Here is a 15178-nt window from a genome sequence, read left to right on the forward strand (position 1 = left end):
ATCTTCTCTATTTCAATCTTGCGGGTTCATAACGACAGGAAACGGGGGCGGGATAATCGTATTTATCGTCTATTGGAGGATAGGATTTTAATGGGATTTCAGTAAACCAGAGACTGGCAACATTCAACGACCGAAAAATTTCAAGAGCTAGTGATCTTCCCGCAACCTTCAGCAACACTTCAAGACTGTTTTGGTCATTGATTCTTATATTGTCTTTCAGGTCATATTGGGCTCCAATCTGTAAACCAATAGAGCGGCATTGGTTTAGGTCTACAAATACATATGTTCCTCCACCAGAATAGCCAAAGAATTCCCTTCCATTTTCATCTACAAAGTACTTTTTGACATTGCCAAGCCAATCAATTTCCCAGTTTGGTCTGCCACCTGAACTGGCTATTATGAAACGGTCCTTTTCGCCACTGAATGGATACACCCTAAAATTATGAGTTGAATTATAGAGTTCACTCCTAAACATCCACGGACATTGTCTTCTCCAGTCTGAAAACTTTTCATGTCCGTATTTATTCGCAACGAATGCAGGTTCCTGAATTTTCACATCATCCCAACTCAAAAGCTTCTTTAGAACACTGTCGCACCATGGCTGATTGGGATAATCCGCCTCCGGCGTTTTCTTATGTAAAAAATGCTTCACATCCAACCATTCTTCACGCTTCAAAAGTTCCCTTAAGATTGGCTCTTTTCTTGCGTCTGGTATATACGTGAGCTCCAATACATTCATACCTAGGATTTCTTCATCACTGGGCCACCTATCTCGCCAGTTCGCAGGTTCCAAAGGCATTTGCTCAGCCCCGCGGGCATTATGCGTTACACACAATAACGCCAACAAGAAAAACGAAACCTTTTTTAACCGGCATAAATCAGAAACCGCCTTATTCAGTTTAACTGCATCCAATAGCGCATTTATTCTATTTTCATCATCAACTAGCTTGGCGAGTATCATCACAAACTCTCCAGCACATAATTCCCACCAGTTTGCTTGAAGCCCAATTTGCGTAACATATGATCCGTGCGCACAGGCTCAATCCCGGTAGTGACATTGACATGAAGGTCATTTGCCTCAGCTTCCTTGGCCCATAGTCTCAAGGCGCGTAACAGGTTTAGAGCAGCTGAACCGCCGCGGGCTTCTGGAATCACATAAAATAACTGAACCGTTGCGGTACGAACGGCAGAAAAATAATATTCCCCCAAGACCACGATCGCCATACCGACCATTTCATCACCACGTTCAGCAATTATAAGGCCGGGGTTGCCATCTTTGAGACCACGGTGACCTATCTCCTGCATACGTGCATCATCCATTGGCAGATGGCGATACCAGCTTTCGGCATGTAATTTTCGACCCAGATCAATCATCTTATCTATATCTTGCTGTGACTTTGCAAAACGGATGGCCACTGCTTTTGATGAAATCTTCTTCTGCATCACTTTTTCACTACCTTCTAGTTTAACCATTAGTTTTATTGCTAATAACCTGCCTAAAAAGAACACAGCCTAGCAAAAGTCATCAGCAAGATATAAATCAACCAATAATTGACAATTCGATTGCAACGCAGTATCCACAAAACACGAATCGAAGACAACCTATTATTGAACAAGAGCTATAAAAGACACACACGATAAGAAATAAATTCTTAATTTTCAATTCACTAGAAAAAATCACCTTACCTCACCACTACGTAAAACCACCTATACAATAGAATGCAAGCGGGATAATACTAATGGCACAAACATTATCACCCAAAAGGATGGTCAGGTGATTTTCTACTTATGATATTATTTCACAATCAATCGACTTACATCTTATTTTAGAAAAACTCTCAACAATGCGCGAATCCAAAGATACCTCTATAGGCAACGAAACATCTAAATTGGACACCGGTTTATTGTGCCTGATCATGCTTTCACAATTTTATGAACGCCCTGCCGAAGCAGACCAAATCAAGCATGCTTCAGGTAAATCAGGCATTATGTCGTCAGAGGATTTGTTGCTGGCAGCTAAGGAATTGGAGTTCAAGGCCAAGGCAGTGGAAACCAAATGGGACCGCCTGACAAAAACACCGCTGCCTGCCATTGCGCGTCGTCCTGACGGGCGCTTTTTTATTTTGGCAAAGGTATCCGAAGATAAGGTTTTGATCCAATGTCCGGAGGCAGGGCAACCGGAACAGCTGTCTCGTGATGAACTTGAGGAAGCCTGGGATGGGACCTTGATCTTGCTGACCACGCGTGCGCAGATCGCCGGGGAGCAGCGCAAGTTCGATATTTCCTGGTTTATCCCGGCCTTTATGAAATACCGCCGCCTGTTTGGCGAAGTTTTACTAGCTTCTTTTTTCCTGCAAGTATTTGCAGTGATTTCGCCCCTGTTCTTTCAGGTTATTATTGATAAGGTTCTGGTTCATCGTGGCCTGACCAGTCTGGATGTGCTCATCATCGCCATGATTGCCGTGGGTATTTTTGAAGTGCTGATCGGTGGTTTGCGCACCTATATTTTCTCCCATACGACCAACCGGGTGGATGTGGAGTTGGGGGCACGTCTTTTCTGGCGTAGCCCCCGAAAAGTGGTCCACATAAAATGTTAGTTTTTTTGGCTTATTCAAATCCATGAATAAGGAGAAAAGACATGGGAAAACAGAAACGCCCAACGCCTGAACAGATCATCATGAAGCTTCGTGAAGCTGAGGTTTTTATTGCTCAAAGGCATACCATTGCCGATGCTGCCCGCAAAATCGGTGTGACGGAACAGACCTATTATCGCTGGCGAAGCCAGTATGGCGGGATGAAAACCTCTCAGGCCAAAAAGATGAAAGCTTTGGAACAGGAAAACGCCCGTCTTAAAAAGGCGGTGGCCGAACTGACGTTAGACAAGCTGATCCTCAAGGAGGCAGCCGAGGGAAACTTCTGAGCCCAGCACGCCGTCGCAACTGTGTTGACCACGTCATGAACGTCCTTGCGATATCAGAACGTCGAGCTTGCAAGGTTCTTGGTCAGCACCGTTCGACCCAGCGAAAGAAGCCGACAAAGCAAGCAACGGATGCGGCTCTGACAGAAGCAATCACTGCACTGGCTGAATATTATGGGCGGTACGGTTATCGCATGATTGCGGGTCTGCTGCGTCTTGAAGGCTGGTTTGTTAATCATAAGCGGGTTGAACGCATCTGGCGACGTGAAGGGCTTAAAATACCAAAGCAACAACCCAAACGAGGACGACTTTGGATGAACGACGGTTCCTGTATCCGTTTACGTCCTTGCTGGAAGAACCATGTTTGGGCCTATGACTTTGTCATGGATCGCACGGCTGATGGCAAGGCGTTCAGAATGCTTACTGTCATTGATGAATTCAGCCGTGAATGTCTGGCAATTGAGGTTGAACGTAAACTGAAATCCGAAGATGTCTTGCATGTTTTAACTGAATTGTTTGCCACACGCGGTGTCCCCGATCATATTCGCTCTGACAACGGGTCGGAATTTACGGCTCAAGTGGTTCGCGACTGGCTTGGCAAGGTCGGTTGCAAGACGCTCTATATCGAGCCGGGGTCACCTTGGGAAAATGGCTATAACGAAAGCTTCAATGGCAAGCTTCGCAATGAGCTTTTAAATGGAGAAATATTCTACACTTTGCAGGAAGCAAAGGTACTGATTGAACGTTGGCGGCAATTTTACAACGAAGTTCGTCCGCACAGTTCATTGGGCTATAAGCCTCCGGCACCAAAAACAATCTTGCCTCGTCCTGATGTTCTGACTTACGCTACGCTCCAGTCGCCACATCAGGACGACATTGACCGCCAAAAACTAACATAGCGGTTGGACCACCAAAGTGGGGCACGTCATCTGCATGGACAAACTGAAAAAGGTTGGTCGGCAAAGACAGTCCGAAATCAACTTCAGGCGATCAGTTCCTTTTTGGATTGGTGTGTCGCTGAGGAAGTCATCTCAAAAAACCACGCAAAGTCTATCCCACGCCCCAAACTGCCGCAACGACTTCCCAAAGCTCTTTCACAGGAAGAAGCACAGATCATTCTGACCTGCGCTAAAAACGCTGAATACCCAACACGTTTCCAACGCGCCAGAGCAACCGCTATTATCGGATGCTTTCTTTATACAGGTATACGCCTCAATGAACTCTATCAATTGCAGCTCACTCACATTGATCTAAACGCCCAAACCCTATTTGTTAGTCAAGGAAAGGGCGACAAAGATAGGCTGATCCCCCTTGCTCCACAGGCAATACGCATTTTTAAAACCTATCTGCTTGAGCGGCGTAAACTAAATCCCAAATCTCCCTATTTCTTCACGTCAGTACAAGACAAGGAAAAGATGGGCGACAATGTGATTAAACGATTAATCGAAAAATTAAGAATCTTAAGCAAGGTAAATTTCTCTGCCCACGTTCTGCGCCATACATTTGCAACGCTCATGCTGCAAAGCGGTTGTGATCTCTTCAGTATTCAGAAGATGATGGGGCATAGTGACATTGCAACGACTTCGATTTACCTGAAGGCAACCGTCGAACATCTGCGAAATGAAATAGCCAAACACCCTTTATAGTTTCTGCCAAATTGCCAAAAGCCTTTCCTATCTATATACTGGAAACATCTTAATTAGGAAATCACATGGCACATACAGTTCATCGTATCGACGTTACCAAAGATGAAGTTTTTGATGATTTGCAGAAACTCGCTGGATTATCTCATACCTCTGTGGATGAATATGCCACCACGATTTTAGCTGAATATGTCTCTGTGCAAAAATGGCAGATTGAACAAATCCAGCAAGCAAAAATAGAAGCTGATCAAGGTGGTCCATTTATTGCCAATGAGGATATGGCTTCCTGGGTAAATTCATGGGGAACCAAGAATGAACTCCCAGCCCCTAAAGCTACTATTTACACGAAATAACTCTAAATGCAGATTATCTGGCTTTCGTCGGCACAAAATGATCTACGCCTTATTCGCGAGTATATTTTCAAAGAAAACCCTCAAGCTGCCAAAAAAGTAGCATTACGACTTCTTGAAAAAACGGCCCTCTTAGCAGATATGCCTGAGATAGGACGTTCTGGCCGTGTCACGGGGACCGAGGAGCTGATATTTCAAGATATCCCGTTCATTGTTGTTTATCAACTTGGCCCTGATAGAGTTGAGATACTGCGTATTTTGCACACATCTCAAAAATGGCCTGATCGTTTCTAAAAAGATTTCAAAATGATGCGTGATCATTTTGACCTTTTCTTCTCTTCCTTAAAAACCTTGTAAATGCACGTGGCATTTACACACTAGCCTTGATCTTCGACGGAGTATCCGTCCCAGTAGAAGATCATTTGAGATATTCCGCCGTAGCGTCTTTCTTCCCTGAAAGACCTTTCGGCTTTTTCTTCACCTTGCGCACATTGATGGCCGAGGCATCCAACGTATTCTTGATGTGGGCGGCATAATGTCTTTCAATCATCTCCACGGATGTCCGGCAGTTCTTGGCGATTTGGTAGATGTCTGCACCTTCCATGAGACGCAAGCAGATGTAGGTGTGTCTCAGGCTATACAGCGTCCGTTTCTGTCCGTCACGATCTACCTTGAGGTCTTGTTCTTCCAGAATGCGGTTGAACATGCGCAGATGATTGTGGGGAAAGACCTTATCTGTTTCTTCGTAATCATTTCGTGCGCAAACTCGCTCATAAGGTCGTACAGCACCCTTGGTGGATTTACAATACCCGACACCTCGTTTTCCCCGAACTTCAATCACAAGGATGGTTTCATCGGTGTCACCGTCTTCCACAATCTCAATATCACGGTGTTCAAGATTAAACAGTTCATCAGAACGTAAGCCTGTGTTGGCAGTAAAGAGAACCATGTCGTGCAAGTCTTCTGCACTCTTCTTATGGCGTCCCCCTGTTACCGCTGCATTCTGTCTGGTCGCTTTATACAATTTCTCATACTGAGCTTTGCTGAACCAAGGGCGGTGAACGACCTTGCCCTGCGCCCCATAAGGCTGAGACATATCCGGCAGATGATCCAGCCAGCCATAGCGAATAGCTACCTTCAACACTTGCCTGAGTGTCACCACCTCATCATGGAGCGTACTGCGTGCCGGAGGCTTTGTTGCGGTCTCCATACGATGAATGCGATATTCCTGTATCAGACCTGCCGTAATTTCAGAGAGACCCTTCTTGCCAAAGAAAGGAACCAGATGAAGGCGTAACCGCGCCTTATGACCTTCTACCCACTTGGGACTGCGTTCGCCCTTGGTGGAAGCTTCATATTCATGGGCAAAACGATCCGCAACCTGCTTGAAGGTCTTCTCGTTCTTAATCAGCCCTTGGCGGCTTTTGTCACGTAAATTAAAGAACCAGTCCTCCGCATAGTCTTTCGCACAAGACAAGCTTTCTTCTTTGGTTGAGGATCGGTGGTTCTTTCCGGCAAGGAATGTAGAGCATTGCCAGTATTTGGAATTTTCACGGCGGTAGACATAGACTTTGCCGCCCATAATCGTGTGTTTCTCTGTCATATCACTTCCTCTATGCAGTGGAGCAGAACTGTGTAAGGAATGTGTAACGATATCAGCGGGGATTCATCTTGTCAAACTTGCGCCCTTAAACGGAAAAAGCCTCTTAAGTCAAAGACTTAAGAGGCTATTGGTTGCGGGGGCTGGATTACTATTTGACAGATTGTTTGAAGCAGAGATCACGCCTTAATCAAAACCTAAAGAAATCAACCCGCATCTTATCAAATCCCTTGGCATATCAACGAGCGAAGAACATACCACTGAGTCAACTTTATAAAAAAGGTCCAAAATCTGATGCTTTCAACTACATTCATGCAGGAGAAACGGTTTAGGCATCACAAGTGACAGTAACTTCAATGCGATACTGGATATATTATTGCGCCCGCCCAAAAACACTTTAAAATCACAAAATACATCACATTCACATTCAAAAATAATTGCCATTAAAATTGCTTTATATTAACCTACGCCACCAATAGTCGAAGGTTGTATTTTCTTTGAATTGGGTCAAATAATGCTGATAAAAAAATCAAACCTCTTAGTAGCAAGTCTAATAGCTATAGTATTGGTTTTAAGTTTTCTCATTTCACGAGAAACTGCACACGATAAAAAAGTGGTGGCTGTAACTCAATTATTAAGTCACCCTGCGCTTGACGATGTAAGAAAAGGTGTAATACAAGGCTTAAAAAACAATGGATATACAGAAGATGACAACCTGAAAGTCATCTTTGCAAATGCTAACGGAGACCCTTCTCTAACGGTTCCCATTGCCCAGAATTTTCAAAGAGAAAAGCCTGATCTTGTAATTCCAATTACAACCCCGTCCACACTTGGCATAGCAAAGACAATCAAGAATACGCCTATCGTATTTGCAGGAGTTACTGATCCTGTTGCAACTGGACTCGTTAAATCAATGCAGTCTCCAGGAGAAAATATAACTGGTGTAAGCGATCAATGGCCTTTTGAAAAACAACTCGAAGCGTTTTTGAAATATTTTCCAAAAACAAAAAGTATTGGCATGCTTTATACTGTTGGCGATGATGTATCGCAACATGGCGTAAAGGCCATGAAAACAGCTACGCAAAAAAACAATCTATACCTCGTATTAAAGCCAATTTCTTCCTCACAAGATGTGTACCCCACTGCAGTTACACTACTTCGTGAAGTTGATACTATATTTATTGGAATTGATGCTGTAGTGAATGAAAATACCGCATCTGTACTTAAGGCTGGCGAGCAAGCAAATAAACCAATTTTTGCCGGCGATTCAGGGAGTGTACAAAAGGGGGCAATCTTAGCGCTATCTGTCAACATGCTTGACCTAGGAAAGTTAGCAGGTGACATAGCTGCTAAAGTTCTAGATGGGAAAAAACCAGCAGAAATCCCTGTAGGAGTTGTTTCGAGCGGAACAATCAGTGCAAACAAAACAATCGCAGAAAAGTATGGCCTCGACATCAATAAGTTAAAAGCCGATGGGGTTCAGATAGTTGAGTGAGTTAGTTGCAAATACACTTTTTTTGCTTGATGCCACTCTGTATAACAGTACAGGCCTTCTATTTATCTTATTAGGTATATTCATCCTAATTAGAGTAGGAGGTTTCCCTGATTTGACAATTGATGGCTCTTTCACAATCGGTGCAGCCTTATTTGCTTCTTCAATAGTCGCAGGGTTTAGCACACCTATCTCTATGTTAATTGCTGCAATCGGAGGGGTGGTTGGCGGGCTACTGACTTGGATTATAAATCAGAAACTCGGTGTGGGAAAAATCGTCTCTGGTATCCTCACCATGATAATCCTCACCCTGACGGCACCATATCTTTCAGGCGGCTCATCAGTAAGCTTAATTAATGTCGATAATTTTTATAGCTATATTGAAAGTTTAGATAATTCTATCACGCATTCAATAGCAAAGAATTTATCCTTTCAGCTCCATTTTGTTTTCATTTGCATCATACTGTCTCTCACTGCTCTCACAGTGTTTACCTTGATTCTATTTTTAAAGACACCAATAGGATTAAAACTACGCTACCTTGGCTCCGCAAAAAAAACTCTATTAATCCCAAAAAAACAAGGCCAACTCTTGCTATTAATGGCCTTAACTTTAGGTAACTCTCTAGTCGCGATTGGAGGAGCTATTGAAGCACAAAGACGTGGGGGCTTTACTGTAAACATGGGTACAGGAATAATTTTGGTCGGCTTAACTGCTCTAATACTAGGGGAAAGTATATGTAAATCTTATTGGAGAAGGAGTTTTTTAAGGATTAAAGAAAGCATCGGAGCAATAGCAATTGGCTGCGTAACCTATACATTAGGTGTCCAACTCATTCTAATGATAGGAATCGATTTTCTTGACCTTCGGCTAATAACAGCAATTTTCCTCCTCCTCCTGCTCGCCTTTGTCGGCCGCCGTCATTCCAGTTCAACACAGTTATTCTAATGTATCAAGTAAGTCTAAACAGGTGCGGTTTCAAATATCCAAGCTCTGAGAAGTGGGCTGTGAGAGATATTGATTTAAATATTGAAACTGGCGATGTTATACGCATTAACGGACGCAATGGAGCTGGAAAATCAACCATTTTAAAAATAATTGCTTCGATATACCCCCCAACAGAAGGAAGCATTTCCATCAGCAAAAATTGCAATATTGCTTATATGGACCAGTATTCCACAAATCTAGTAGCGCATGACCTCACAATTAGGGAACATATTGAAGCATTTATCTCGCACAAAGATCGTACAAAAAGCAAAGACATCTTTCAAAAAATGCAATCATTTGGATTGGGTTTAGAGGAAAACCTTGACGAGTTTGTAGGACATCTTTCAGGCGGGCAACAACAGATTGTTGCTCTATTATCGGTACTTGCTGCTGGGGCCAACTTATTATGTCTAGACGAATACCTTACTGCACTTGATCAAAAGTCGGTAAACATTGCTAATCAAATACTGTCTTTGCAGATTGAGGAAGAGGGCCTTTCAGTAATTGTAGTCAGTCACGAAGTACCACAATTATTATTTAACAAAGAACTGCACCTGTAATTTCCACAAATAAAACGGAAAACTAAAATGATATCTGTGATTTTATATATTTTTTTATCTATCTCAGCTTCAACTATCACATTTCTCATATCCTTTTCTATCATTGACACCTATTCAGTTCATATATTCCATGCTACGGGAGTTGCGTTAGATAAAAATCCCTTTTACCAGCTTATACTCTCATTTATTGCGACATTTTTAGTATTTATATTCACAACATCATGTTTTTTGATCTACACAGGGAAGAGTTTACAATCAAATATAAACATACTTAAAAAACTATTCAGTAAAGAAAAACTGAAAGAGGTTATTCATGATATTGATGAACTTAAAGAGATAAAAAGAATAGCGAACGACAATAACTCAAAACTTGAGAAAATAAACATTACCACAAGCTCACTAAATGAAAGCTCAGAGAAAATTAAAAACAGTGACCGTATTATTCACGCATTCGACGGTAATGAACGTAATATCAAGAATTATGTAATTAGTGTGAATAAAATTGAATCTCCAGAAAATACAAAACCTATTCCAAGTCAAGATATTAGAAAATGGAACCATACTTATTCTTTTATGATGTATAACTCATTTCAAGATCTCCTTTTTACTCCTAATTACCTCGACCATTTCATTTCACTCCGAGATTCCACCTCCTGCCAGACCCGTATAATTGTTGTTGATGATGAAATTCGGCACCAAATTGCACTTACTTCTTTCATGAAAATCTCTGTTAGCTTTGGAATTCGGAATTTTTTAATCAGTAGCAGCCGATTCCAACAGATAAAAGAAGCAATCCTTGAAGCTGATAACAAGAACTTTACAGAAGTGCTAAAGATTGCAGAAACTTTTGGAGAAGTGAATGTGTCATGTGACGACATAAATAGTTATGTAGAAGGTAGCCCTATTTACATTCGATACAGTAAAGGAGAAGATGGATACCGAACCATACCAGAACAACCATATGCAAACAGAGATTTATCAAATGCAGTAAATCAACTAACCCCTGAAGAACAAGATCTTGTGAAAGATGTCTTGGATTTCATCCATCTTCTTACAACAGTGCTTGATCCAATTGACCAGAAAAAACAAATTAGTGCAATTACTGATGAAAGCATAATGAAAGATTTAAGGAGTGGATATAACGACAGTCTAATTCCAAGGCTTATTCATCTCCTGCAAGGAGGGAATGAATGCGCCATTTAAGTAAAATCAAATCCCACCCAGACTTGGAAAAAAATTCAATTAATAGTGTAATTTCTGAGTTAGCACTGGAGGATTTGAGCAATTTATTGGTTGTGTCGGGCCCCAATTATTTAGATTTTCGCAATAATGGTGGCGAGTACTTTCAGCTTCCGTTCAGTGATTTCTATGAACAGTGTACCCCTCCTGAATACGGCGTTTTGTGCTCCGAAACGCCACTGACTAACCAGCTTGCGCAGAAATTAAAAGTTGACGGTGGCTCCTTCTCCGACGATCAAACAGCCTATGCAATTATGCACTCAGGTTTAAAAGGAGCGATCGCCCCATTACACTTTGATTGGGATTTCCGTTGGGTTGTCAACTTCTGCTTAGACGGCAAGAAAACCTTTATACTAATCCCTACTGATATAAGAGCTAGATTGATGCCGTGCTTTAATCTTGGCTTACTCGACCTTCAATCACTTTCATCTCATCAAATCAATACTTTGATTTCACAAAGTGACGGGCAGATGATTACAATTGAAAAGGGTGAATCTGTCATTTTTCCTTCGTGTTGGTGGCACGGTGTCATATACGAAGAACGCTCGGTTTCTTTTTCGTTAAGGTTTACCAAGAGTCCTTTATTAAGGCCACTCGCACTACTGCCTAGACATCCACTATTACAACACATTGCCACTACCATGTGGGCAAAAAATGAGCATCCAATTCAAATCAAAAATTTTGTGACAAAATGTTTAGAGACCTTCTTGCTTAACCGACGAAAAAATGACTGGTCTAAAAAAATGATTGATTTGTCAAAACTATATGAAAAGGAGATTGAGCATATTTCAGGAGAAAACTCTTTAAAACCTAGATTGTCTGACCACATAGATGGTTCAGGTAATGAATATGCTGAATGCGAACGACTTTACAGTGCCCCTCTTAAGTCATCCGAGATAAATATCAAAGATTGCTTCGAAGTTGAGACTAATTACATCTTTGGGACACACTACGGTCACTTAAACAGAGAGACAAAAGAAAAAGCTGTTAAAACTGCCATGTTTTTGTTAGAAGGTCTCCAACCAAAACGTGGCTTAATCTATTCTTGAGTAAATAAGGATTTTTCAATGATTACCCTTGAAACAAATTCATCTCCTAAAGGTCAAGAAGCTACTTGCAAACAATTGGCCATGACAAAAACGGAAAAGCCTCGCGGTACAGTAAAAAAATTAACCCGAGAAGAGCTTGAGGTTTCTAAATTCGGTAAAGGTGCTCGCTATCCTGCCTCCGATATATATATCCCTGAAAAATAGAAATTGTTTTAGGTTTTGAGTTGAATTATGGAAGATAAATCATACTGGGACAATGCGTATATTCATTTAAAAACGCCTTGGATCTCATCAGGATTATCTCAAATATCTAAAAAACATATAAAAACGTACGCTCAGGGAAGTTCTGTTTTAGAAGTTGGCTGCGGCTACGGTCACGACCTAGTTGACCTTTATTCAAACAGTCTAAACCCAACTGGTATTGATATTTCAGATCAATCAATTGAAAAAGCAAAAAAAATTACCGCTGAAATTGAAGCTGACCTTGTGTGTGATGATTTCATTCAGTGGGAAAATAACAAACTCTTCGATATTGTCTACGACAAAGGGGTTTATCACAACTTGCAGTCCCCAGCCGAACGAGACGCATTTTGTCATAAAGTTTCATCATGTTTAAACGAAAACGGACTCTGGCACTCTATCATTATTTCATCAGACCGTTCGCAAAAATATGAATCGCATGCGGGTATTTTCCTGCAAGATTTTGTGTCCATTGTAGAAGCTTATTTTCAAATTTTGGATATTCAAAAAGGGCTATATGGCCTTAGAAACTCAGCTAACGATGTTGATTCTTGGTACTGTTCAGTCCGTAGGCGATGAATTTCTTAGTCATCCAAAACTCATAACTGTTCCCGGCTCTTATCGTTTGTTCTCCTTACGCCAAATCGATTGATATTCGATTGATCATTCGTTTTTAACGCCTCCGTAAACTCCTCCCGCACATGAACCTTAGCCGACACCTCGTTTTCCTCTTACTTCGATCACAAGTATCGTTTCGTCGGTGTCTGCGTCTTCTACGATTTCAATGTCGCGGTGCTCGAGATTGAACAGTTCGTCAGGGCGTAGCCCGGTGTTGGCAGCGAACAAGATCATGTCGTGCAGGTCTTGGGCGCTCTTCTTATGCCGTCCACCTGTCGCAGCGGCATTCTGCCGGGTCGCTTTATATAGCTTCTCATATTGCGTCTTACTGAACCACGGGCGGTGAACGACCTTGCCCTGTGCGCCATAGGGCTGGGACATATCCGGCAGGTGATCGAGCCAGTTGTAGCGGATGGCGACTTTGAGGACTTGGCGCAAAGTCACGACCTCGTCATGCAGGGTACTTCTGGCAGGTGGTTTCTTAGCTGTCTCCATGCGGTGCATTCTGTAATCCTGCACCAGCCCTGCCGTAATCTCAGATAGTCCCTTGTCTCCAAAAAAGGGAACGAGATGAAGACGCAACCGCGCTTTGTGACCTTCGACCCACTTGGGGCTACGTGTGCCTTTGGTGGAGGTTTCATATTCATGCTCAAAACGATCCGCAACCTGTTTGAAGGTCTTTTCGTTTTTGATTAAGCCCTGACGGTCTTTATCGCGCAGCGTGAAGAACCAATCCTCTGCAAAGTCCTTGGCACAGGACAGGCTTTCTTCTTTGGTCGATGATCTGTGATTTTTTCCAGCAAGGAATGTGGAGCATTGCCAGTATTTGGAATTCTCACGGCGGTAAACATAGACTTTGCCGCCCATAATGGTGTGTTTCTCTGTCATATCACTTCCTCTGTGCAGTGGAGCAGAACTGTGTAAGGAATGTGTAACGATATCAGCGCGGATTCATCTTGTCAAACTTGTGCCCTTAAACGGAAATAGCCTCTTAAGTCAAAGACTTAAGAGGCTATTGGTTGCGGGGGCGCTCTACATACAACAGCGCTTCCAAACCTGTCCAAATTCTGAGTTCCCGCAAAACGCGGAATAACTAAGAAGGAGGGTAATGAAAACCTGATTGCCTGTCAACAATGTTGAAACAAAAGGCGATCAAATGGGTTGTAGTAACGGCCAGGCACGGCGCGAAGTTATAGCGGTACTTGATGAAATCAGCGAATACCGCGCACAGGGATATACTATCCTAGACACACATATTGCGTTGAAAGGCAAAGGGTCAATCTCTTGCCAGAAAACAGCGTTTTATAAATGGGTACGGCATTTTGAAACATGCGATCCCGAAACTTTCCCTTCTCGCACCACCCATAGCACTTTACTGGATGTAGAGCCAAAATCCCCAAAACGTTCGGAAGAAGTCTCAGAATCTTCTGCGACCGCAACGAGCAAGATCGTCAAACCGCAACTGCCAACGTTTGATGCCCTGCGTTTCTATCGTGCGGGTACGGAAGCAAACCAACACCTTGAAACAGTAAAGAAAGCATGGGGGACCGAATGGCTATCTCACGTTTAACAACAAATGTTAAATTGTTGTTTTGTGGAATTGTGACAACAACAATGATCAGTACGGCACATGCACAAATGGCCGTACAAGATAACGCAGTTCTCGCCAAGACAATCGAAGGACTGTCCACCGCAAAAGAACACCTGGACACAGTTAATGAAGTCCGCGACCAGATTGACGAACAACTCAAAAGGGTTGGCAAATACGGCAAGTTGACATTGCCGATATTCAATACATTAAACATGGCGAACCAACTCAAACGGGACGCACAATGTTTAATGCCGGACTGGAAGCAACTGATCCCTAGCCTTAATTTCGAAGAAGTTGGATTTAGTCTTTGCGACCGTAGTTCTTTCTACAGAAACAACCTTTGGGTCGATCCTGCCAAAATCGGTGGCCGTCCGATTATCGACCCGGTTACTGGGGAAATCAAAAATCCCGGCGATCTTGGTGGTGACTGGTCAACCATACCAGGCGGCGGGACAAGTTGGGGCGATCCATCTACCGGGTGGGGTAACTTCCCGGACAAAAACGCTCAACATGAATCAATCAGGCGTTATCGTGAGAACCTCGCTAGAAGACAAGCGGAAGTCAAAGAACTACGTCAGAACATCTATCAAGATGCTGTGACAAATGCCCTTGCACAAGCCGATAAAGAGGCTGCTGACAGTGAACGACGCTCTCAAGACATTGACGATGTTCAACAACAAACAGCCGATTCAGCCGATCAGCCTGAACAACTTGCCAGTATCGGACAAAGCAACGTCCAGATTGCAAGAATGATCAACAAGCAGAACCAAATCTTAGCGGCATTACTGAAGGTGCAAGCGGCTTATGCACTTAAAGCCGGGGTTCCTATAAATGAAATTCCGCAGATTGCACAGCAAGGACAAGAAGGTGATGGAGGTAGTCAGTAATGAATAC

The 15178-nt window shown here is 42.7% G+C and carries 18 protein-coding genes; 14 read left to right on the forward strand and 4 right to left on the reverse strand.

Translation table 11 applies throughout. From position 1 onward, the window contains the following. Positions 1 to 7 precede the first annotated feature (7 nt). Positions 8 to 961, reverse strand: coding sequence for a hypothetical protein (locus tag E4K71_RS08355; RefSeq protein ID WP_135078548.1), 954 nt, complete (start codon positions 959 to 961; stop codon positions 8 to 10). Beyond that, complete coding sequence (locus E4K71_RS08360) at positions 961 to 1473, reverse strand: GNAT family N-acetyltransferase (RefSeq protein ID WP_135078549.1); 513 nt, start codon at positions 1471 to 1473, stop codon at positions 961 to 963. The genes E4K71_RS08355 and E4K71_RS08360 overlap by 1 nt, the downstream gene beginning before the upstream one ends. Positions 1474 to 1916: 443 nt before the next feature. Between E4K71_RS08360 and E4K71_RS08365 the strand changes: the two genes are divergently transcribed. The 5 genes from E4K71_RS08365 (at position 1917) to E4K71_RS08385 (ending at position 5204) form a co-directional block, all read left to right on the forward strand. After that, complete coding sequence (locus E4K71_RS08365; RefSeq protein WP_167730382.1) at positions 1917 to 2597, forward strand: cysteine peptidase family C39 domain-containing protein; 681 nt, start codon at positions 1917 to 1919, stop codon at positions 2595 to 2597. 41 nt (positions 2598 to 2638) lie between these two features. Further along, positions 2639 to 3816, forward strand: a protein-coding gene (locus tag E4K71_RS08370; protein ID WP_240796785.1) for an IS3 family transposase whose coding sequence is annotated in 2 segments (ribosomal slippage) — positions 2639 to 2903 and positions 2903 to 3816 — 1179 coding nt in all. Because the reading frame shifts where the segments join, the coding sequence is not laid out codon by codon here. 3 nt (positions 3817 to 3819) lie between these two features. Next, the gene (locus tag E4K71_RS08375; protein ID WP_135078552.1) at positions 3820 to 4563 is read left to right on the forward strand and encodes a tyrosine-type recombinase/integrase; all 744 of its coding nucleotides are present in this window, start codon (positions 3820 to 3822) and stop codon (positions 4561 to 4563) included. Positions 4564 to 4628: 65 nt separating this feature from the next. Next, positions 4629 to 4913 carry a transcriptional regulator gene (locus E4K71_RS08380; RefSeq protein ID WP_135078554.1) on the forward strand — a complete coding sequence of 95 codons (285 nt, stop codon included), beginning with the start codon at positions 4629 to 4631 and terminating at the stop codon, positions 4911 to 4913. Between the two features lie 6 nt (positions 4914 to 4919). Beyond that, positions 4920 to 5204 carry a type II toxin-antitoxin system RelE/ParE family toxin gene (locus tag E4K71_RS08385; protein ID WP_135078556.1) on the forward strand — a complete coding sequence of 95 codons (285 nt, stop codon included), beginning with the start codon at positions 4920 to 4922 and terminating at the stop codon, positions 5202 to 5204. Positions 5205 to 5328: 124 nt separating this feature from the next. Here E4K71_RS08385 and E4K71_RS08390 read toward each other — a convergent pair whose 3' ends face one another. Next, complete coding sequence (locus E4K71_RS08390; protein ID WP_135078558.1) at positions 5329 to 6513, reverse strand: site-specific integrase; 1185 nt, start codon at positions 6511 to 6513, stop codon at positions 5329 to 5331. A gap of 511 nt (positions 6514 to 7024) precedes the next feature. Between E4K71_RS08390 and E4K71_RS08395 the strand changes: the two genes are divergently transcribed. From E4K71_RS08395 to E4K71_RS08425, 7 genes are read left to right on the forward strand one after another with little or no spacing between them, the layout of a single operon-like run. Beyond that, positions 7025 to 8005 (forward strand): ABC transporter substrate-binding protein, encoded by a 981-nt coding sequence (locus E4K71_RS08395; RefSeq protein WP_135078560.1) that lies wholly within the window; start codon positions 7025 to 7027, stop codon positions 8003 to 8005. Further along, positions 7998 to 8948 carry a hypothetical protein gene (locus E4K71_RS08400; RefSeq protein WP_135078562.1) on the forward strand — a complete coding sequence of 317 codons (951 nt, stop codon included), beginning with the start codon at positions 7998 to 8000 and terminating at the stop codon, positions 8946 to 8948. Before E4K71_RS08395 ends, E4K71_RS08400 begins: the two co-directional genes overlap by 8 nt. A gap of 59 nt (positions 8949 to 9007) precedes the next feature. Then, positions 9008 to 9547, forward strand: coding sequence for an ATP-binding cassette domain-containing protein (locus tag E4K71_RS08405; protein ID WP_167730384.1), 540 nt, complete (start codon positions 9008 to 9010; stop codon positions 9545 to 9547). Between the two features lie 27 nt (positions 9548 to 9574). Next, the gene (locus E4K71_RS08410; protein ID WP_135078566.1) at positions 9575 to 10750 is read left to right on the forward strand and encodes a hypothetical protein; all 1176 of its coding nucleotides are present in this window, start codon (positions 9575 to 9577) and stop codon (positions 10748 to 10750) included. Beyond that, on the forward strand, positions 10738 to 11835 hold the full coding sequence (locus E4K71_RS08415; protein WP_135078568.1) for a hypothetical protein: 1098 nt from the start codon (positions 10738 to 10740) through the stop codon (positions 11833 to 11835). Before E4K71_RS08410 ends, E4K71_RS08415 begins: the two co-directional genes overlap by 13 nt. An 18-nt stretch (positions 11836 to 11853) precedes the next feature. Further along, positions 11854 to 12039 carry a hypothetical protein gene (locus E4K71_RS08420; RefSeq protein WP_135078570.1) on the forward strand — a complete coding sequence of 62 codons (186 nt, stop codon included), beginning with the start codon at positions 11854 to 11856 and terminating at the stop codon, positions 12037 to 12039. 27 nt (positions 12040 to 12066) lie between these two features. Continuing rightward, complete coding sequence (locus E4K71_RS08425) at positions 12067 to 12654, forward strand: class I SAM-dependent methyltransferase (RefSeq protein ID WP_135078572.1); 588 nt, start codon at positions 12067 to 12069, stop codon at positions 12652 to 12654. Between the two features lie 129 nt (positions 12655 to 12783). Here the strand turns inward: E4K71_RS08425 and E4K71_RS08430 are convergent, their stop codons facing one another. After that, a complete protein-coding gene (locus E4K71_RS08430; RefSeq protein ID WP_135078574.1) occupies positions 12784 to 13581 on the reverse strand; it encodes a hypothetical protein in 798 nt (265 codons plus the stop codon). A 232-nt stretch (positions 13582 to 13813) separates the two neighbouring features. Here E4K71_RS08430 and E4K71_RS08435 point away from each other — a divergent pair, with 232 nt between their 5' ends. Beyond that, a complete protein-coding gene (locus tag E4K71_RS08435; RefSeq protein WP_135078576.1) occupies positions 13814 to 14263 on the forward strand; it encodes a hypothetical protein in 450 nt (149 codons plus the stop codon). After that, positions 14245 to 15171: a hypothetical protein gene (locus E4K71_RS08440; RefSeq protein WP_135078579.1), complete on the forward strand. Its 927-nt coding sequence runs from the start codon at positions 14245 to 14247 to the stop codon at positions 15169 to 15171. The genes E4K71_RS08435 and E4K71_RS08440 overlap by 19 nt, the downstream gene beginning before the upstream one ends. The last annotated feature ends 7 nt before the right edge of the window (positions 15172 to 15178 follow it).

The sequence above is a fragment of the Terasakiella sp. SH-1 genome (assembly GCF_004564135.1).
In the GTDB taxonomy this organism is placed as follows: Bacteria; Pseudomonadota; Alphaproteobacteria; order Rhodospirillales; family Terasakiellaceae; genus Terasakiella.